Here is a 20526-nt window from a genome sequence, read left to right on the forward strand (position 1 = left end):
TGTATTTTTATTAACTATATTATTATTTGATTTTCAGTAAACGCGCGTTAACTGCACAAACAACGGTGCTCAAAGACATAAAAACTGCTCCCAAGGCTGGACTTAAAACAATATCCCAAGCGTACAAAACGCCAGCAGCCGCAGGAATCGCAAAAACATTGTAACCAGTTGCCCAGATAAGATTTTCGATCATTTTTCGATAAGAAGCGCGTGCAAGCTTTATCAAAGAAACCACATCCAAAGGATTATTCTTCACCAAGATTATGTCTGCGGTTTCAATCGCCACATCAGTCCCCGCTCCAATTGCTATACCTATATCAGCTTGCGCTAATGCTGGAGCATCGTTGATGCCATCACCCGCCATAGCAACAATGAACCCCCTTTTTTGAATTTCCTTTATTTTGCTGGCTTTTTGATGGGGTTGAATACCCGCATAATATTCATCCAACCCAATCTCATCAGACACCCATTTTGCGACCTGAGCAGCATCCCCCGTCAGCATAAGACAGCGAATCCCCATTGCTTTGAGTTCTCTTACTGCATTCTTTGATTCTTCTCTAATGACATCGGCTAAGGCTATAGCGCCTGCTAAAACATCATTCACAAGGACAAACACAACGGTCTTAGATGAGTGCATCAAATGATTTATCTTTTTCTGCGGAATATTTATGTGTTGTTCTTCAAGATAACTCGGACTCACCACTTTTACTCTTTGACCGTTGACTAAACCTTCTGCACCTTTTCCAGGGATTGCTTTAAAATCGCTTACCTCTAAAAGTTTTGAGGATGCCTTAGCAATAGCTTTAGCAATGGGGTGTTCAGAATGCTGTTCAATGGAACCAGCAAGAAGCAACAAACGATTCTCCGTATATTGAGAATCAAACCATACGATATCAGTTACGCCGAAATCTCCCTTGGTTAGCGTCCCTGTTTTATCAAATACGACAGCTTGAATTTTTCGAGCATGCTCAAAGGCACTACGTTTACGCAACAACAACCCATGAGAAGCAGCTAAGCTTGTAGAGACCGCCACAACAAGAGGAACCGCTAAACCAAGAGCGTGAGGACAGGTAATTACCATCACCGCAACCATGCGTTCTAAAGCAAAAGCAAATCCATTGATGGTAAAAACTGTCCACCAAATCAGCGTCAAAATACCCCCTCCGATCGCTATAAAAGTTAGCCAACGGGCAGCATACTGAGCGATTTCCTCAGTTTGTGATTTATTTTCTTGAGCTTCTTTCACCAATTTGATGATTCTTGCTATAAAACCATCTTCTCCCGTCATTTGAATCTCTATGACCAGAGAACCTTCACCATTCACTGAACCTCCGAGGACTTTATCTCCAATATGTTTTAGGATTGGAATTGACTCTCCAGTCAACATCGCTTCATTGACAGTTGTTTGACCTGAGACAACAATGCCATCACCTGGAATTCTCTCTCCAGGTTTTACCATGACATGATCTCCCTTTTTTATCTGGTCCAAAATGATATCTTGAACATCGCCTCCTTGAACAATTTTATGGGCAACTTGCGGTAAAAGACTGGCCAATTTTTCAAGAGCTTGCCCTGCCCCCATTACCGACCTCATCTCAACCCAATGTCCTAGAAGCATAATATCTATTAGGGTTGCCAGCTCCCAGAATACTTCCATTCCGGGGAGACCAAAGACGACAAGCGAGCTATATACATAAGCAGTACTAATAGCGATCCCAATTAAAGTCATCATCCCAGGCTGCTTACGATGGAGCTCTTCTTTTAACCCCTTTAAAAACGGCCAACCACCATAAAAGAAAATGAGTGTACAAAGACTTAGTAAAAACCAATTCACTCCTGGAAATTGAAGCTGCTTAGCAAAACTAAATAATTCACCTGTCATGGATGAAAAAAGTAAAACAGGGATTGTAAGGATCAGAGTTATCCAAAAGCGCTTTTTGTAATCAGCTGTATGATGCTGATGATTATTGTGATGAGAATGAGAGTTATGATGCTTATGACACTGGTCATTCATATCTTGGTGAGTGTGATGCAAATTAAATCCTTGAGTGTTAAATTTATTCTTCTTTTAGTATTTTACGTAACTCTTCACGCAAAGCAGGTGAATTCTTATGACCATGAGCGGTAATGGCATGATGCACAGCCGCTTCTAGTACTTCTTCTTCAGTACCTGAAATAAAAAGGCTGCAGTGTTTAACGCTAGGATAAAGCCTGCAATCCATTACTTTTCGTTTACTCGACACAGAAACCTCCCATAGTTGTTTTTATCTGGAATTTTTATTATTATAACGTAAATTTCAATTGATCCCTAGACCTTTGTTGTGTACCGAAAACAGTTACTTATATTACTCAATATGTTCATAAGTAATTTTACTGTTCGATAGTATGATAAAAACATATTCAAACAATGAGAGGGTAGCATGATTTTCCATAACCGCCAGCACGCGGGACAATTACTTGCTCAAAAGCTCTTACACTATAAAAGTGATAAAAACCTTTTAGTATTGGGTTTGCCTCGTGGAGGTATTCCAGTAGCCTTTGAAATTGCGAAGGCATTAGAAACCTCTCTTGATGCACTTTTAGTTCGTAAACTCGGCGTACCAGGCGAAGAAGAGCTTGCCATGGGAGCGATTACTTTAAATGGAATAAAAGTATTAAACCAAGAGATTCTGCAAAGCCTTGAAATTAATGAGGAAAAACTTCAGAAAGTTATTGATCGAGAAGTTAAGATCCTGAAAGAAAGAAATCGTCTATATAGAAACAATCGCCCCATCCCCGACGTTAAGAATTTAACAGTTATTTTGGTCGATGATGGTATTGCGACGGGCGCCACAATTAAAGCAGCTATTAAGTTACTCAAAACACAAAAGCCAAAAGCCATCATCGTTGCAACGCCTGTAATTTCCCAAGCAACTTATGAAGATATAAAATCTCAGGTAGACGTTCTTATTTGTCTTGAAGTACCCCAAGTTTTTTATGGTGTGGGAGAATGGTACCTAGACTTTCATCAAACGAGCGACAAAGAAGTTATAGACCTTCTCAAATCATCTCCTCAAAAATTGTGCTAAAAATACATCATTTTGATAAAACACTAATTTTCTTAGAAACTCTTTCAATCTGTTCATAGCAATACTTTTATTTGAATGTTATAAAATCAAAAATTATGACAAAGGAAGTCTCATATGCCCCAAAATCAAAGTAAATCCATGTGGCTCGTTTTAAGCGCGGTGGCTATTCTCGTATTTCTTTTGAATATCGACTACACCTCTGTCAATTTAGCTTTAGTTGCAATATCAGAGGAAGTTCCTGCAGATCTAAATTCATTTCAATGGCTATTAAGTGGTTATGTTCTTGCCTGGGCGGCTCTTGTGGTCCCCGCGGGTCGTCTTGCTGATCTTTATGGAAAGCGCACAACTCTTTTGGCTGGCATTGTCATATTTTTGTTAGGTTCTGGTATTACAGGAATTGGTCAATCTATCGAAATATTAATTATAGGCCGGATCCTACAAGGGATTGGGGCTGCTATTTTTTCTCCGGCAGCCTATGGTCTGATATTTACGGCCATGCCTCAGAGTAAGCAAGGCTTTGGCATGGGAGTTATTGCTGGGGTTGCTGGATTTGGTCTTGCTGCTGGCCCCTCAATGGCAGGATACATTATCAAATATCTTTCTTGGCGTTGGATTTTTTACATTAATATTCCTTTAGGTATTTTAGTCATCCTCTTTATTTTAGGGTTTGTGGCAAAAGACAAACCACAAGAAACTTCAGCGAAACTAGATGCTTTAAGCATTGCATTGCTCTCCTTAGGGCTTGGTTCCTTTATGTTTGCAGTCAACCAAATTGAAATTTGGGGGCTCACAGAACCAAGATTATGGGGCTTTGGCCTTTTGGGATTGATAAGTCTTGGTGTCTTTTGGTTCTGGGATGGTAATAGAAAAACTCAAACACTCCCGCGGACATTACTTCGTAATTCTGGCCTTATGAGTACGGTTTATGCGATCACGTTCAACGTATTTAATTTCTCGCTCATTCTCGTGATGATGAGTCTTTATCTACAAAACACCCTACGTTATACGAGTTATGAGACGGGATTAATTTTTCTACCCATGACACTTGCTATTGGCATTCTCTCACCAATTGGGGGAAAGTTTGCTGATCGCATGGATATTCGTATTCCGATCATTAGCGGTTTCATCATGATTGGTATTTCCACGTGTATGATGAGCTTTCTACACGAGAAAAGCAGTTTACTGTATGTATGCATTGCTCTTTTCTTTGCCGGATTTGGTTTGGGACAAAGTTGGCCCAATTTAAATACGGCTATGTTTAGAGCCGTAAAGCCCACAGAAATAAACACTGCATCGGGGATTTTTACGATGGCAACAATGCTTGCTAATAGCCTCAGTGTAATTTTAGCGACCAGTCTTATGGTTATTTTTGGGCGGCAGAAACTTTCTTTTCTCATGAATCAAAAAGGACTAGAGGTTAATGCTGAGCAATATCAAACACTGACCTCTATTATTGCGCAGGTTGAACATAGTCCGAAACAACTTCAGAACTTCACTGCTGAACAAATTCCAGATTTTCTTGAGATAATAGATAAAGCTTTTCTCCATGGATTATCGATTGATATGTGGGTTGGAACAATTTTCACACTCTGTGGAATTATCCCCGTTTATTGGGGTTTAAAACACTTAAAAACACGCCATCTTAAAGAAGAACATATAGTCGTTCCTCTTTAGAATGGTCTCTGTGGACGCAAAAAACTTAATGTTACAAAACCCAGCATAAGAAAAACGAGCGGGACAATCATCCCATATCGTTGACTTCCAAAGGCAAAGGTTAAACTACCAAAAAGCCATGGTCCCATAAAGGCAGTGACACGACCAGATAGGTTAAAAAGACCAAGCATTTCTGTAGTAATCGCTTGAGGAGACATTTTAAGAATAAGAGATCGACTCGCCGCTTGAATAGGCCCTACAAACAAACTTAGCCCTAGCGCTGCAATAGTAAATAAAGTCTTTGTATGGGCCATCAAAGCAGCAATAGAAAAACAAATCATTAAGATAAGGGAAAGTAGAATTGTTTTCTTTGTCCCCCACAAATCATCAAGCCATGCAAACGTAATGGCTCCAATTCCTGCAAGGATATTCATGTTTATTCCCAAAAGGACGACTTGATCCAAAGTAAACCCAAAAGTACCTGCCGCAAATATCCCCCCAAATGCAAAAATTGTCTTTAATCCGTCCATATAGAACATATTTGCTAACAAAAAAATGGCGATTTGTGGATAGTGACGTAATTCTTTTAATGAAGTAATAAGAATAAAAAAACCTTGTTTTAAAGGATTTTTTCTTGAAAAGTTTTGATGGTCTCTTTCTTTTGTAAAGAGAAACAACGGTATAGAAAACAAAGTTAGCCACAATCCGACAAAAGGACCTACCGCTCTAATGTTTTCATAGACTGCATTATTAAGATTGAAAAAAGCCCCTTTTCCTTTAATAAAAACACTAAATACAATCAAAAGACATAGAATTCCTCCTAAATACCCTACCCCCCAGCCTATCCCGGAAATCCTTCCAATAAATTTCTTAGGGGTTATATCGTTCAACAAAGCATTGTAAAACACCATCCCTAACTCAACTCCTAACAGGCCCAATCCTACGACCATTAAAGAACGATGGGCGAATGCAGAGTTTGGGTAAGAATACCATAATAAACCTGAAGCCAGCACAATCAGTACAGTAAAGAGCGCAAGCCAAGGTTTCCGTCGTCGATAATAATCACCAAGAGTTCCTAAAGCTGGACTAAGAACCGCTATAATTAATCCAGCAATACCAATCATTACCCCCCATTCTCGAGTACCAATAATGTTATTTGTTGCCACTTTTTCAGTATAATATGTAGCAAACACAAAAGTTATGATCACCGTAGGAAACGCAGCAAGAGCCCAATCATAAAGACACCAAGCGCCTATCGATAGATTAAACAATTCTTTAAATTTTTTCATAATTAATGTCTTAAGAGCGGTTCGCCTGATGATTCACCAATAATCTGTCTCACGATATTCTTCAGTTTAAGCGCTGCTCTCCAACCCTTTGTTGTAGGAATAATGGGAGGATGCGCATAAATTTCAATCATATGAGGGGTTAGAAAATAACTTTCGTCTCTTAATACCTGACGCGTTCCTTTGAGGGAAACAGGACATAAAGCAACTTTCTTATCAACCGATAATTGAAAAGCGCCCATTTTAAAAGGTCGAATTCCTTGGGCAAAAGTAAACGTCCCTTCCGCAAAGATAAGTACTGAATGACCAAACTTTAAAATGTCTTCAATCTTGTGATAATCGCGTACACTCTGCTTAAATTCCTGACGATGAATACTTACATGCCCTAACTTTGTTAAAAGCCATTTTAAAGGTGCGAAGTGCAGCAATTCTTCCTTGGCAATCATAATAGTCCCAGCAGGTAGAACAGCGGTTAAAACAATGGCGTCAATGTAACTGGCATGATTGGCCACAAAAATTGTGGGATGACACTTTGTTAAATATTGATGACCTCTTACTCTATAAAACATCCCGCATAAGAGCAGGATAATTTTAGACCATAGTTTGCCCAGTTTAGGTGCTAGGTTATTAGAGACACAAGCGATACTGATGATAAAAGGTCCAACGATTATTAAAAGAACGCAAAAAACATAGAGAGTATAAATTGCTTTCATACTCTCTTTTGCGCCTTTACCGAGTTTAAGAAGAAAGCTAAAGACTGATAATTTAACAATCTGAATCCATAAGGGAATTCGCGCTCTTTTCAGCTCATTACGCAGATAGGCTGCTTTACACGCTGATCGTTGTAATTTTCCACTGGATGTTTTAGGTATCGTTCCTGGATTTGTGAGGAGCACTTCATCGGGTGGAAAACCTAACACATCAGAAATACGTGCGGTTATGTTTTGAACAATTCTATCTCGTTCAAATTTCTCTTTTGAATTCGTTTCCGCAACAATAACTAAACGTTCTGTTCCTTGCTCAGGATTGCTTACTCCAAAAGCACAAGAACAGCCTTTACGAACACCGGAAACAAGTTCTGTCGCTGCTTCAATGTCTTGTGGATAAAGGTTATGTCCAGCTTTAATAATGACATCTTTTTTTCGTGCAACTGGGTATATTTCGTCATCAACCTTATAGGCCAGATCCCCTGAATCCAACCAAGAATTATGGCTAATATTTTTGGTTGCTACAGGATTATGATAATATTCTTGCATGCTGGAAGGCCCTTTGAACCAAAGAGTCCCCACTTTTCGTTCAGGTAATTCTCTCCCCTTTTCATCGACGATTTTCACAGAGTGATGAGGAATAGGTTTTCCACAAGAAACGATTCTTGTCACACCGCTATTCTTTTTTGATGGCATAGCCTTGCCTTGCTTTTCAAAAATTTCCCGATCGATTATATCGATTTTAGGTTTATGACCTAAAGGCGGGAATGTAAGTGCAACTGTACTCTCAGCAAGACCGTAAACAGGATAGAGTGTTTCTTGTTTTAGTCCGCAACTTTTAAAACGCTTGTAAAACCTATCCAACGTTGACGCTTGGACACTCTCAGCGCCATTAAGTGCTAAACGCCAACAACTGAGGTCAAGTCCCGCAATATCTTCATCTTTTATTTTCTTTAAACACAATTCATAAGCAAAGTTTGGTGCAGCAGAGAGAGTTCCTCGATAAACATGGATTGCCCACAACCAACGATCCGGACGATTTAGAAATGTAAGAGGCGACATTAAAACCAAAGGAGCCCCAAAATATAAACTTCCCAACCATGATCCAATGAGGCCCATATCATGATAAAGCGGAAGCCAACTGACAATAACATCAGATGGCTTTAGGGATATAACCTCTTGAGCGGATTTCAGATTAGCAATGATATTACCATGGGTTAATAAAACTCCTTTTGGATCACCCGTACTCCCAGAAGTATATTGAATCATAGCCGGATCTGATGACAACACATGATTATTAGAATAAGGGCTTGTCTTTTTCTTTAGAGAGTCAACGGTAAAAACACCTTTTAAAGAAGGAATAAAGGATTGTAAAATTTTGCTAATGCCTTTTGTTTGCTCAAATGTAATAAGGAACTGAACTTCTGCATTAGATAAGATTTTAGCTTCACGTTTAATATATTCTTCAATTTTACTAGCTCTAAAGGGTGGATAGATGGGCACAGGAATCCCGCCTGCGAGTTGAATACCCAAAAAAGCTGGGAAAAAATCCTCCGACGTTGGCAACATAATCGCAACTGTTTGTCCCCGCTTAAGTCCTTTAGAAATCAAGCCTCGCGCAACCTTTTGAGAATCTTCATAAAGTGCACCATAGGTAATAACCAGTTCTTCTCCATGTTCATTTAAGAGATAAATATGAGGACGATCAGGATGATCAAGAGCATATTTCCTCAAATTTCCAATAAGTGTATCGCTGTCGAAATGATGTTCTTTTCGATTGATAATTTTTTTAATTTTGTTTGAAGGCCTGTTTTGTGAAGCAATAATTTTTTGCTCAGCAAGAATCCTTAAAATATCTTCTAAACATTCAATTTCGCCTAGGAATTTTTCAGGCAAGTGTCCTTTAAACTCTTCTTCAATTCTATGAAAAAGTTCTACACGCCCAAGGCTATCGATCCCTAAATCCCGCTCTAATTTTGATTGCAGAGTGATTTCTAGGATTGGTCGATGAACACCTATTTCCTTGAGATATTCTTCAGTCAATCTAATCAGACGACTCTGTTGATCTTGATATCCCTGTTTCATTACATTTATTCTTAGTTTTTCTGTAGTGTAGTATAAAAAGAATTAAATTTCTTCATATAATATTTAATCAGATAGGTTAATTTTTATTCAACTTTGCCATCTCTCACAAAAAAACACAGCTTATTAATTATTATGCTGTAAAAAATCTTTCTTAATCACAGAATACTGTGATGAAAGAATATGAATGCCTTGAGCGGCAAAAAGAATAAGACCAAGAGCAATTATTCCTGAGAACCATTTTCCCTTCGGTCTCAAGTCTACCTTAGGCCAAAACACAAAAAATATAAATCCTGCAACAAGGCTACCTCCAATGGCTCCTCCGAAGTGCGCAGAAAGATCCACAGCATGACCACTGGTTAATTCACCAATAAATGGCAATAAGCTTGGAATTAAGATCGACAAATTTTCTCTAAAAATAGCATTTCTTAAATGTCCTTTAGGATCATAGAGACGAAACTTAGCCATCATAATATTGGCTGCAAGGAGCCCCATGATCCCTCCTGAAGCACCAACACTAACTGTTTCAGGTGCATTAAAAATCAATGAAAAACTGGCGCCAGCAAGGATTGCCAAAAAATAAACAACGACATACCAAAGTCGACCAAAGAATACCTCAACAATGCCTCCAGCCATGTAAAGACAGAGCATATTCAAGATGAAATGAATAAAATCTCCATGAACAAAACCTGCAGTAAGGAATCTATAGAGTGCACTTTCCGCTAGGATGGGAAAATCGAACATCCCTCGAAAAATTCCTCCAAAAGCGATCAATGTTGAGATGTCAGATTGCAAAAAACCTGTCCAAGGAAGGACAGGAAAGAAAACTTGAGCAAAAAAATAGAGCGCATGAAATACTATAAAACCAGTGGTTAATGGCATCGGTTTTATAGCACGGAGAAATTGTAACACTCTTCTTTTTCCTAATCTTCGGATGTTATTCTTTTGGGTTTCAGCCTCTTACAAAGCAAGAGCTTCTTTTTCATCAACCCCTTCTTTAAAACTCAATTATCATTCCATCAAAGGCTGGTTCAACATTTTGAGGCAGAACAGACTGTAACCAGTCGTAGTCTAAAGTCGCATTCATGTGCGTTAAAATGGCACGTTCAGGTCGCACGCGTTCAATCCAATGCAACGTAAGATCTAAATGATTATGAGTTCTTCTTGGAGGCTCTTTTGAAAGACAATCCACAATCCATATTTTCAATCCCTTAAGCTTTTCAATACTTTCTTCACTTAAATAATTAAAGTCTGTAGAGTATGCCATCGTTCCAAATCTATAACCTGTACTAGGCTGATTGCCATGGCCTTGTTGAAAAGCCAGAATTTCTAAATTTTGAACATAAAAAGTATCACACTGAATGACATTTGGAATCAAGACCTTAGGGTAAACATCCGACGTTGGAGTGATAAGGTAGTTAAATCGACGCTCAATATCTTTCATGCATTCAGCTGTCCCATAAACTGGAATTGATTTTTCATTACGAACAAAAAACAAGGCACGTAATTCATCAATACCATGGGTATGATCTGCATGTGCGTGCGTATACAAAACAGCGTCAAAATCTGTCAAATTGTTTTTTAAAAACTGTTGACGCAAGTCCGTTGATGTATCAATGAGAATGCGAACTCCAGACATTTCTATATATGAGGAAGTTCTTGATCGTATGTTTCTGGGGTTTTTAGGATCACAAGCTCCCCAATATCCACCATTGGGCCCTAGGGACGGAACACCTCCTGAGCCTCCACATCCAAGTATAATTGCCTTAGACTGCATTCCTAGGATCTCCAGATCTAACTGCTTTATTAAAAAGCATATAAAAATTTTCCGTGGTTCTCTTGCCCAATTCTTCCAAGGACATATTTTTTAAATGAGCCACAAATTCAGCGGTATGTTTCATAAAGGCAGGTTCATTTCTTTTGCCCCTCAAAGGAGTCGGTGCCAAAAAAGGCGCATCTGTTTCTAATAAAAGTTTATGAATGGGGACTTTACGAATGGTTTCCTGAATAGACTCGGCCTTTTTAAAAGTAACGATCCCAGAAACTGAAATATAGAAACCAAGGTTAAGAGCTTCTTCTGCTAACCAGGGCGTACCTGTAAAACAATGAATCACGCCACGCACGCCAGGAAATTCCTTTAATATCTTAATGGTATCTTCCTCAGCATCTCTGGTGTGAATACTGAGAGGCAGGTTTTTCTCTAATGCCACTTGAAGATGGAGACGAAAACAATCTTTTTGAGACTCTCTATCACTATTGTCATAATAATAATCAAGACCTGTTTCGCCTAAAGCTACTATTTTCTTTTCTTCACAAAAACGCATCAAAGTTTCTCGTATGCCTTCTGCACCAAATTTTTCTAATGTTGGTCCTGAATCATGAGGATGCACTCCAACGGATGCAAAAACATAGGGATATTTTTCAGCAACAGCTAAAATATCGCCCGCTTCTTCTAATTTGGTGCAAATGGTCAAAAAAGTATCTATTCCCTCGGCACGGGCACGGGTAATTGTCGGTTCAAGATCTGTACTAAAGTCTTCAAAATTTAAATGGCAATGGCTATCGATAAACATGAATCATCTTAATGTAAGCTCGTTTTAAAAAGAGATTACCTGGAAATCTCCGAAAAATCTAGATGATTAAAATTTAGGCATGACCGTCAAAACCATAGTCACTCATGGATTTCATCTCCTATCCCAAGAAATATCCCCAGGTTTTGCGGATAACATTTTTTTAACGAAAGTATTGAATGAGTCTTTTGTGCAACATCAGATTTCAGGAATTCGTCAAAAATCTTCTTGCTAACTTTATAGTAAGGTTTTTTATTAAAAATGAGGCTTTGATGCAATATTTTAGAGGTTCTTTTGAACAAATCACGCCCATCTTTTATAAAAGAATCTATCAATTCTTTATTTAATAGTAGAGAAGATAAAACCTTTGTGCGTCCATCTAGATCTGTATATTACGCTTTCTTTTGTGGCATCGCTCTCACTGCCTTTCTTTGCTTATTAAACTTTACCCAACAAGTACAATATCAAAACGCAGTTTTTGAAAAAGAAGTGACTAAAATCCAAAATGGCATCCGAAATCGCTATCATACTTTTGGGCTTTTAACACAATCAACAGCAAATTTCTTCACAGCCCAAGAGATGGTGACCTTAGATGAATGGATGGATTACGTTTCTAAAATATTTTCAAACAAAGAATATCTAGGGCTTTATGATGTATCATATATTAAATACGTCAATCCTGAACATCTCGTGTCTTATAAAAAAATTTTTAATGATTGGGCAAAGAAATACTATCCTCAAAAGATCTTCGATTTCTTTCCTAAAACACCCGTATCAGATTATTGCATTGTTGCTTATGGTACAAATAAAGATCTACTAGGCTATAATGCATGCAGTAATACAGTTTTAAAAAATGAACTTTTAACACAAGAAAAAAGAGACATCTATCAGCTGATAGGTATAGATCACTACCCTGGAGAAGATGCTAAAAATCCAAATATTCACTTCATTTCCTCAGTTTCTTATCCAAAAAATCTTTCTAAGAATATTGCACAAGATAAATTTAGAGGCTGGGTTTTATTATCCGTAAAAACTAAAGATTTTTTCGAAAAAATTATGCCTCCAGATTTTATCGTAGAAATTTACGATATGAAAGATAACACTAGGTTGATTTATTCTAACAGAGGGACACAAACAGAATCGAAAATCGAAAAGACTGTTCCGATTTTTATCGGTAATCATGTCCTTCAAATAAAAGTTATAGCCGACGCTGACTCTGCTCTCTTTCATCAACCTATTGTCATTTATATTGCCTTTGCCCTAGGTGTGATCCTTAGTTTTCTTTTAGCCTGGTTACTGTGGTCAGTGAATAAAGAACGCTTGAATGCAGAAAATTTAGCTGAAAAGATCCGTTATGATCTGCATCTCACGCAAATTAAAAATAATAGTATTGTCGCTAATATTCCTGGAGCCGTTTATCGATCCTTTTATGAAAATGGTAACTGGGTCATTGAATTTATGAGCGATGCCATCCACGAAATCACCGGATACAATGCAAAACACTTTATAGGAAAAAATCTTATAAGTTCTATGGCTATAGATAAGAAAGACCATCAATATATGCTTGAGGCTATTGGACATAAACCGATCCCAGGTCATTCGTTTTCAATAGAGCATAAAATCCAATGTGCCAATGGAAAGATACGCTGGGTGTCAGAAACTGGTCGCATTATAAGCCATCAAGGTCTGCGCACTCACGTCATTGGCATTGTCTTTGATATCACTGAAAGTAGAGAACATCGTGAAAACACAAGAAATTTAAGACTTGCTCTTGAAAATGCAGTGGAAGGAATAGCTATTATTAATCAAAAGCACTCTTACTCTAATGTTAATAAGGCCTACGCTGATATGTACGGTTACACTGAAGAAGAGATGGAGGGCATGATTTGTGTGAATGGCATTCACCCGGATGAGGCTAAAAATTTCGAATCTACTTATAAAAAAAGCCACGATAAGCGTTATGAATCAACAATTAGAGCCTTACGCAAAGATGGTAGTACTTTTTATAAGCACTTTGTTATGATTCCAATCTTCTCTGACGAAGGTTATTTTAAAGGTAACTATTGTTTTGCTCAAGATGTGACAGAAAGCGTTTTAAGAGAGCGTGAACTAGCAAAAGCACTTGAAACAGCAAAACGAGCAAACACAGCAAAAAATGAGTTTGTTGCAACCATGAGCCATGAACTCAGAACACCATTAAATGCGATCATCGGGTATAGTGAACTGCTCATGGAAGATATGAATCCTCGGTCCAGTAATTATAAAGATCTTCATAAAATACGATTATCAGGCCAGCACCTTTTAACACTCATTAATAGTGTTTTGGATTTCTCAAAGTTAGAAGCGGGAAAATTAGAAATTTATACAGAAGAGATTGATATCAATAAATTAGCTAAAACTGTTATTGAAATAGTTAAACCTGCTGCAAAAAACAATAGCAATAAACTAATTTTAGAGTGCCCAAACACTATTGGAAAAATGCACTCAGATTTTACACGCATTCGGCAGTGTTTGCTGAACCTTCTTAGCAATGCTTGTAAGTTTACAAAGAAAGGAAAAATTACATTAAAAGTTTATACCAAAAGCCTCAGAAATGAAGAGTTTGTATGCTTTGCAATAAAAGATACAGGCGTTGGGGTCAGCCCAGGACAATTGAAAAAACTATTTAAACCCTTTTCCCAAGCAGACTCATCCACCACCAGACGCTTCGGTGGAACAGGTCTAGGACTCAGTATTACGAAACGTTTTGCAGAGCTCTTGCGTGGAAAGATTGAAGTTGATACTGAGTATAATAAGGGCTCAACCTTTACAGTGATGTTTCCTCGTTATGCGCAAACGCCAGAGCAAGTGTCTTCAAAGGTTAAAGCCCTCACTAGATAACCTTTGAACGCAGGTAAATATTATGAATGACCCATGGCAATCGGCTTTAAAAACACTCAAAAATGTTGATGAACAAGGGTTTCGTTGGCCATCTTTTGACCCTTTGTCGGCGAATGTGATTGATGAAGTAAGAGAAATAAAAGAAGCGTTGCTTCATAACGAAGGGGACGAAAGACTCCTGGAAGAAGTAGGAGATTTGCTTTTAGGGGCCTTAGAAATTTGTCGTTTTCTCTCAATTGATCCTGAAAAAGCCATCATCTACGCCCATACAAAATTTAAAGCCAGATTTGAGATCTTAATGAAAATACATCAAAGCGAATCTCAGAAATCATTGCATGATCTCACTCCTGAAGAACTCTATGGTCTATGGAAAAAAGCAAAAGAGCAAGTAAAAATGGTGCCGCCGGAGAGAATCGAACCCTCGACCTCACCCTTACCAAGGGTGTGCTCTACCACTGAGCCACGGCGGCCTTGAAGTTTTTTTCGTATTAGTTCATATACGATTCAAGAGGTATATTCAAGGAATCAAATGAAAGAAAATTCAAACACAGATACGAAAACTGAGACAAAAGAATCAGGTAAGGAAACTCTTCCCGACAGGAAAAGTATTCGCCTCAAACGCGAAGCTGCAGCATTAAGGAAAAACTTGCTCCGTCGTAAGGCAAAGCCCAAGAAGAAATAATCTTCTTAGGCATTTACTCTGCCTAGGGTTGCTCAGTCAATTTCCCAAGGAAACACAACCCAAGTGTCTTGAGCTACATCCATGGCATAAACATTAACAAATTTTTCACCCTGCGGTTTTACGATATAGGCCAAACGATGGGCTTTTGGAAAAAGGTTTTGAATATACTCAAAGGTCTTGCCCGTATCAGATATATCGTCAACGATCAACCAACCTTCTCCTCCATCCTGTAAATCCAAGGGCTTTTCTACTTTAAGAACCTTCTGTTGCTTGCTCTGATCATCATAGCTCGAAAGCCCCAGAGTCTCAATCGTACGAATCCCCAAACGATGTGCTAAATAGCCTGCTGGAACCAAGCCACCTCTCGTAACAGCCACAATCCCTTTGAAGCTCTGTTGCGCCAATTTTTCTTTAAGCACATCAGAAAGAGCCGCCAACTGCTTTCCTTTGATGTAAAGTTTTTTAGATTGCGGAAGACTTTCTTCATTAGTCTCCAACACTTGACAACTGGCGTGTAGATAATTAGATGATACATTAAGCATGCTGAGTAAACTTAAAGTTATAAGTAAATTCTTTAATTGCATTGTTTGAATCCCCCTGATTAAAAATTTTCAGGCTTTTTAGCAACTTAAAATAGCATATGCAAGGAAATTAAATAATTTTTTCAATGCTCAGCATTAATCCTAGATTTTTTTAAAAACCCACCCTATATGATCCATAGTTTTCAATAAGATTTTGAGATTCCCATACGGTGAAAAACTTTCTGTTAAACTTACTATTTATTTCCTTGTTTTTTGTAACAGAGCAGCTTTTAGCTTCAAAAAAACATTACAGAAATGTACTTCGCCGCGCAGGATTAAGACACGTGAAAATTATACTCCGAGACGAATCCTTCTTTGGATATTCCGCTCCCCTAGCCTCTCTCATGGTTTATGCTAAAAAACCCCTTTCAACATCAAAACGATAGATTTATTTTTATAACTTTTATTAACCGTAAATAATAACTCCATTAATACTTATTTTATTAATAAATATTAATATAAGTATTAAGGGGGAAATTGTGATGATTTACAATTTAAAATATGAGCGTGCCCTTATAGATCCAGCCAAAGTATTTGGCACACCTGAAGCTGTCGTCAAAGATACAGAGCTCGACTATGAACAAAAACTTGCCATTCTCAGACTTTGGGCCAATGATGCTAAACTCATGGAAATTGCAGAAGAAGAGAATATGGGGGGTGGACCACAGGATATACTCGAGCGTATTTTGCTCTGCATTCAACAAATTAAATTTCTTCAAGCCTTCGACAAATAGCTCTTTTATAAAGTTAATCAAATCAGGTGACAGAAGATCCTTTTTTCTTTAAATAGGAAATATGAAACCAATCATTATCATTCCCGTACGTTTAAAGTCGACACGTTTACCAGAAAAACCTTTGCAGGATATTTGTGGTAAACCCATGATCCAGCATGTTTGGGAACAGGCAGTGTCCGCACAGCTTGGCCCCGTTGTTGTTGCATGTGATAGCGAGCCTGTCAAAAGTATTATTCAAAACTTAGGAGGGACCGCTGTCATGACCGATCCAGACTTACCTTCTGGATCCGATCGTATTTATGCAGCCTTAAAAAGCTTCGATTCTGATCATCAATTTAATACCATCATTAATTTACAAGGTGATCTGCCCAATTTCCCGCCCAAGCTTCTCAAAGAAACGTTGCCTCCTCTTGAAGACTCAACCGTTGATATTGTCACGATGGCGACCGAAATAAAAAGTACTGAAGAACGTGATAATCCTAATGTTGTAAAAGTTGTACTAGCAAGAAATATCGACCATCGAAGTGAACGCGCTCTTTATTTTAGCCGTCATCCTATTCCGTCCGGACCAGGTCCCCATTACCATCATGTGGGTATCTATACTTATCGACGAACGGCTCTTGAGAGATTTATCAAGCTTGCTCCCTCCCCTTTAGAAATCCAAGAGCGTTTAGAGCAATTAAGAGCTCTTGAAGCAGGCATGAGAATTGATGCGATTCTGATTGACCAAGCTCCCTGGGGGGTTGACACTCCTGAAGATCTAGAACGTATGAGAACCCTTTTAAAAGCTTCTAATTAGCACTCTGAACATCTTGAAGCGCAATGATCGGTCTATCAGATGCTTTATTTAAAAACTTCTTTATTATTTCAGGCGTTAAAATTTGTGGAAGCTTTATACCATCTGGAAAGTTCTTGCCATAAACAATAGTAAGAGGAATGCCATAGACATTAAACTGCTTCATATAGGCCTCTATAGCTTCATTCGGTGCTGTCCAATCAGCTTGCATAGCAACGACTTTTTCATTGGATAGCCATTTCCTAACTTTTTCTCTTTTGAAGGCAAATGTTTCATTAGTCTTACAGGTTAAACACCAATCAGCAGTAACGTCGACTAAAACTATTTTGTCTTCGTTCACTAGACGCGCGATTTTTTCAGGTTCAAAAGGCTGCCAAGGAGCCTCTAAATGCTTGTGAGGATTTTGTGCACCAATTATGTAAGGTAAAACAGTTATCGTAAAACCAACAGCCCCAACAAACATCCAAACATATAATTTTTTAGAATGTCTGATTTTTGATAATTGAGACAGAATCAGCACTACTACCAACATCAATACGGCAGTCAATGCGGAAATAACATATCCCTTTAGATACGTTAAAGATATAAAAAGCCATCCAGCGGTTAAAATTAGGAAGCCACCAAATATATTTTTTAACCATACCATCCAACTTCCTGGTTTTGGTAACCTCTGAATCAACTGAGGAAAAGCCATAAAGATGATGTATAAACTTGAAAGTCCTAATCCCATGAACATAAAAATAATTAATATTTCAAGGGAGCCTCGCGATAAAGCAAAACCAAGAGCAGTAGCCAAAAATGGTGCCGTACATGGTGTTGCTAAAACTGTCACTAATAAACCAGTGAAAAAGTGACTTTCTAAACCAGTACTTGATAAGCCAATTCCCGATAAAAAACGACTCATGAAGGCTGGCGTCGTAATCTCATAAAATCCCCACAAATTACATGCTATCAGTGTTAGTATAAAAATCATTGCGAGCAGAAAAATGGGTTGCTGAAATTGCAGACCCCAGCCGACTGCATGACCAAGTTCCTTAAGAAGGATCGCAATCAAAGCAAGAATAACAAAAGAACTTAATATTCCTAACACTGTTGCAAAAAATTCTTTTCTAATAGTCGCTTTTGGTTTGCCAACAGATTTCACAATTCCTAACACTTTTAAAGAAAGAACAGGTAAAACGCAGGGCATAAAATTAAGGATTAACCCCCCTATAAATGCACTCAAAAGAATCAAAAGATATCCTATGAATGGTTTACCTTCAGGCTCAACTATTTTTTGAGTTTCCACAGCTTGGTTGCCGTCCACCAAGGTTAAAATAATCATCTTATCCGCAAGGTTTTCAAAAGGAGGTTTTTTCTTCGATTCATTTTCATAAACAGGAATATGAAATTGAGCAATTGTCGCGGTCTTTGATAACGCAATTTGAGGCAAATCAAAGAAAATCTTATTATTCGATTCGATAAAAAGTTCTGGATGCTTAAAACCATCCGCTTTATGAGCAATCACCTCGAGAATCTGTTCATTGCTTTTTGCATGAAGTATAGCTCTCTCAAAGGTCATCCCTTTCCCCGTATCAAGATGGGGCACTTCTTTCAAGGCCGTTTCAATAAGAGAATTTTCAGAACTTATCGAGCCATCACCTTTTGGAATATCAAGATTAAAACTAGCCTTTTCCTGAACACAGTTTCCAATATCACAAACCAAGTAATTTACGCGAAGTCCAAGATGGAAAGCTTCTTTAGGATTTTTTAAAGTAATTTTAATGGGCAAGAGTACTTTTTCAAGATAACCAACTGCTTCAATTCCTCTCACATAAAATCTATGTGGTTTAGGCCAATAGATACGAAAGGACTCAAAATTCTTCGACTGATCCCAGTTAAGTTTGGGGGGATAGCCTGTGATCCCTGGTGAGCGCCAATATGTTTTCCAGCCTGGTTTGGTTACAATTTCCAAGCCTACAAAAATATCACTTTCAGAACCAATACTATTCTTTCCTGTAATCAATTGAGCTTGTGAGAATCTTGTTGTTTCTTTGTTTTGGGCAACTTCTCCTTTGGATTCCTGCGGAAATAGACATATTAGAAGTGCAATGAGAAGATATGAAAAGTGCCTATTTCTTTCCTTCTTAACAAATCGCAAGTGTGTCGCCAATCTCTTCTCCCTTAAAAAAGAACTTTTATGCTGATGGACGCATAGCGTGTTGCAAATAGATTTCCCGTATTTTTTTGTACATCCTTACTGTTAAATCCATAACGATAGCTACGATGGTTATATCCCACCAGTATACTGGCTTTGATATCGGGTGTGAAATTCTTAGAAACCCTAAACTCTCCATTGATGGAACCAAAACTGGCTAAGCGATAATCAGAGGAACCGTTTCCATTTTGTAGAAGAGGCCTCGCTGGGAATGGGGCACCAGGAGCATTCGTAAAGGCCATCCCATAAAAATCTGCTTCACTTTGTGTATAGAAGCGCACGGATGGGTTAAATTCCCATGTCTCCCAAGGTTGATAGTAGGCCAACGTAAAGGTATGGGACTTTATCTTCCAACTGTTGGCTGAGAAACGGTAATCAAAGTGAGCGGACGATCCAAAACTCTCAAGATAATGAACGTAACGGGTGACTGCGGAATAGGCTTCCCGAAAATTCGGACGACGATCATAATCAATACTAAATCCCACAGGAAATGTAAGGCTAGGTCCAACGAAAAGTGTTCCTGGCCTTATGGACGTTCTTGCATCACCATACGTAAAAATAAGTTTATAAGGATCCGATAAAAAGCCTGTATCCACGGTATATTCAAAGTTTTGTTGGATAAAAGATTGCTTTGTTAGGTCTTGACGCACACCAAGATGATATTTCTGTGTGTTTTTATGCCCCATGTTCCAATACACACGAGAGGGTAATGATAATGAAAGTGTGGGGGGTTTTGCTGAAGGATCAACGTTATCTCCTGACAGACTCACAGCCAACGTTACCGCCGTATTTTTTTTATTAAAATAGAGTGTCGTATCGCCAAAAAGAGTTGTTGAACGATAATCTTTTTCAATGGAATAGGCACTTCCTAAACCATAATCAGCATCCCCCTTATAAATTAATTTCGCCTTCACCTCATGACGTTGATCTTCAATCGTAGCGCCTGATTTTACTTCCACAAGTTTATGAGTGGAGGCGTTAGGGTTCAAAAAAGCTTCAGAAGCGTTCATTCTCGGTGAAGCCCCAGACATGGTCTCACGATTAAAATTAAGATTAATAGCAAGCTTTTCTGTGATTGGAACGCTTAAGAAGCCATTATAGACATCTATTTGATAACGATTTTTTGTTTCGTCATAGTGCGTATACTTAAGGGCTGTTTCCGGCCGTAAAACAGAATTTTCTTGCGCAGATGCAATCCCTGGAAGGGTCATGGCAATGGCGGTAAGCGAAGAAAGACTCGTTTGTTTTTTTTTATTTTTCATCATTTTTCTGCGTTTTTTTATTAAATAT

General features: G+C 38.3%; 16 protein-coding genes, 1 tRNA gene and 1 pseudogene. 7 read left to right on the forward strand and 11 right to left on the reverse strand.

What is annotated here, in order from left to right; translation table 11 throughout:
* Window positions 1-22: 22 nt before the first annotated feature.
* Together GQ61_RS01115 and GQ61_RS01120 are read right to left on the reverse strand one after the other, a co-directional pair.
* Complete coding sequence (locus GQ61_RS01115; RefSeq protein ID WP_198157358.1) at window positions 23-2035, reverse strand: copper-translocating P-type ATPase; 2013 nt, start codon at window positions 2033-2035, stop codon at window positions 23-25.
* 22 nt (window positions 2036-2057) lie between these two features.
* A complete protein-coding gene (locus tag GQ61_RS01120; protein WP_232317326.1) occupies window positions 2058-2243 on the reverse strand; it encodes a DUF1059 domain-containing protein in 186 nt (61 codons plus the stop codon).
* A gap of 177 nt (window positions 2244-2420) precedes the next feature.
* Here GQ61_RS01120 and GQ61_RS01125 point away from each other — a divergent pair, with 177 nt between their 5' ends.
* Window positions 2421-3068, forward strand: a complete 648-nt coding sequence (locus tag GQ61_RS01125) for a phosphoribosyltransferase (protein ID WP_085783541.1) — start codon at window positions 2421-2423, stop codon at window positions 3066-3068.
* Window positions 3069-3182: 114 nt separating this feature from the next.
* On the forward strand, window positions 3183-4742 hold the full coding sequence (locus GQ61_RS01130; protein WP_085783542.1) for an MFS transporter: 1560 nt from the start codon (window positions 3183-3185) through the stop codon (window positions 4740-4742).
* Here the strand turns inward: GQ61_RS01130 and GQ61_RS01135 are convergent.
* From GQ61_RS01135 to GQ61_RS01155, 5 genes are all read right to left on the reverse strand, one after another.
* Complete coding sequence (locus GQ61_RS01135) at window positions 4739-6010, reverse strand: MFS transporter (RefSeq protein ID WP_085783543.1); 1272 nt, start codon at window positions 6008-6010, stop codon at window positions 4739-4741. The two genes, GQ61_RS01130 and GQ61_RS01135, sit on opposite strands and share 4 nt — an antisense overlap.
* 2 nt (window positions 6011-6012) lie before the next feature.
* Entirely contained in the window at window positions 6013-8799 is a 2787-nt protein-coding gene (locus GQ61_RS01140; protein WP_085783544.1) for an AMP-binding protein, read from the reverse strand.
* Window positions 8800-8922: 123 nt separating this feature from the next.
* Entirely contained in the window at window positions 8923-9708 is a 786-nt protein-coding gene (locus tag GQ61_RS01145) for a rhomboid family intramembrane serine protease (RefSeq protein ID WP_157111097.1), read from the reverse strand.
* Window positions 9709-9793: 85 nt separating this feature from the next.
* Window positions 9794-10573: an MBL fold metallo-hydrolase gene (locus tag GQ61_RS01150; protein ID WP_085783546.1), complete on the reverse strand. Its 780-nt coding sequence runs from the start codon at window positions 10571-10573 to the stop codon at window positions 9794-9796.
* Window positions 10563-11369, reverse strand: coding sequence for a TatD family hydrolase (locus GQ61_RS01155; RefSeq protein WP_085783547.1), 807 nt, complete (start codon window positions 11367-11369; stop codon window positions 10563-10565). The genes GQ61_RS01150 and GQ61_RS01155 overlap by 11 nt, the downstream gene beginning before the upstream one ends.
* A gap of 291 nt (window positions 11370-11660) precedes the next feature.
* Here GQ61_RS01155 and GQ61_RS01160 point away from each other — a divergent pair, with 291 nt between their 5' ends.
* Window positions 11661-14246: a PAS domain-containing sensor histidine kinase gene (locus tag GQ61_RS01160; RefSeq protein WP_085783548.1), complete on the forward strand. Its 2586-nt coding sequence runs from the start codon at window positions 11661-11663 to the stop codon at window positions 14244-14246.
* Between the two features lie 22 nt (window positions 14247-14268).
* Window positions 14269-14520, forward strand: a pseudogene (locus tag GQ61_RS09360) (MazG nucleotide pyrophosphohydrolase domain-containing protein); the annotation flags it as partial.
* Between the two features lie 121 nt (window positions 14521-14641).
* Here the strand turns inward: GQ61_RS09360 and GQ61_RS01170 are convergent.
* A tRNA-Thr gene (locus GQ61_RS01170) sits at window positions 14642-14716 on the reverse strand.
* Between the two features lie 59 nt (window positions 14717-14775).
* Here GQ61_RS01170 and GQ61_RS09105 point away from each other — a divergent pair.
* Window positions 14776-14928: a hypothetical protein gene (locus GQ61_RS09105; RefSeq protein WP_157111098.1), complete on the forward strand. Its 153-nt coding sequence runs from the start codon at window positions 14776-14778 to the stop codon at window positions 14926-14928.
* A 32-nt stretch (window positions 14929-14960) separates the two neighbouring features.
* On the opposite strand, the gene gpt is transcribed toward GQ61_RS09105, so the two are convergent.
* Window positions 14961-15512 carry a xanthine phosphoribosyltransferase gene (gene gpt, locus GQ61_RS01175; protein ID WP_085783549.1) on the reverse strand — a complete coding sequence of 184 codons (552 nt, stop codon included), beginning with the start codon at window positions 15510-15512 and terminating at the stop codon, window positions 14961-14963.
* Between the two features lie 479 nt (window positions 15513-15991).
* On the opposite strand from gpt, the gene GQ61_RS01180 reads away from it, so the two are divergent.
* Window positions 15992-16243: a hypothetical protein gene (locus GQ61_RS01180; RefSeq protein WP_085783550.1), complete on the forward strand. Its 252-nt coding sequence runs from the start codon at window positions 15992-15994 to the stop codon at window positions 16241-16243.
* Between the two features lie 52 nt (window positions 16244-16295).
* The gene (locus GQ61_RS01185) at window positions 16296-17042 is read left to right on the forward strand and encodes a 3-deoxy-manno-octulosonate cytidylyltransferase (RefSeq protein ID WP_157111099.1); all 747 of its coding nucleotides are present in this window, start codon (window positions 16296-16298) and stop codon (window positions 17040-17042) included.
* Here GQ61_RS01185 and GQ61_RS01190 read toward each other — a convergent pair.
* Complete coding sequence (locus GQ61_RS01190) at window positions 17035-19191, reverse strand: protein-disulfide reductase DsbD family protein (protein ID WP_085783552.1); 2157 nt, start codon at window positions 19189-19191, stop codon at window positions 17035-17037. The genes GQ61_RS01185 and GQ61_RS01190 overlap by 8 nt on opposite strands.
* An 11-nt stretch (window positions 19192-19202) precedes the next feature.
* Window positions 19203-20501 carry a DUF3570 domain-containing protein gene (locus tag GQ61_RS01195; RefSeq protein ID WP_085783553.1) on the reverse strand — a complete coding sequence of 433 codons (1299 nt, stop codon included), beginning with the start codon at window positions 20499-20501 and terminating at the stop codon, window positions 19203-19205.
* Window positions 20502-20526: the final 25 nt, after the last annotated feature.

This window comes from Candidatus Nucleicultrix amoebiphila FS5, assembly GCF_002117145.1.
GTDB classification, from domain to species: domain Bacteria; phylum Pseudomonadota; class Alphaproteobacteria; order Caedimonadales; family Nucleicultricaceae; genus Nucleicultrix; species Nucleicultrix amoebiphila.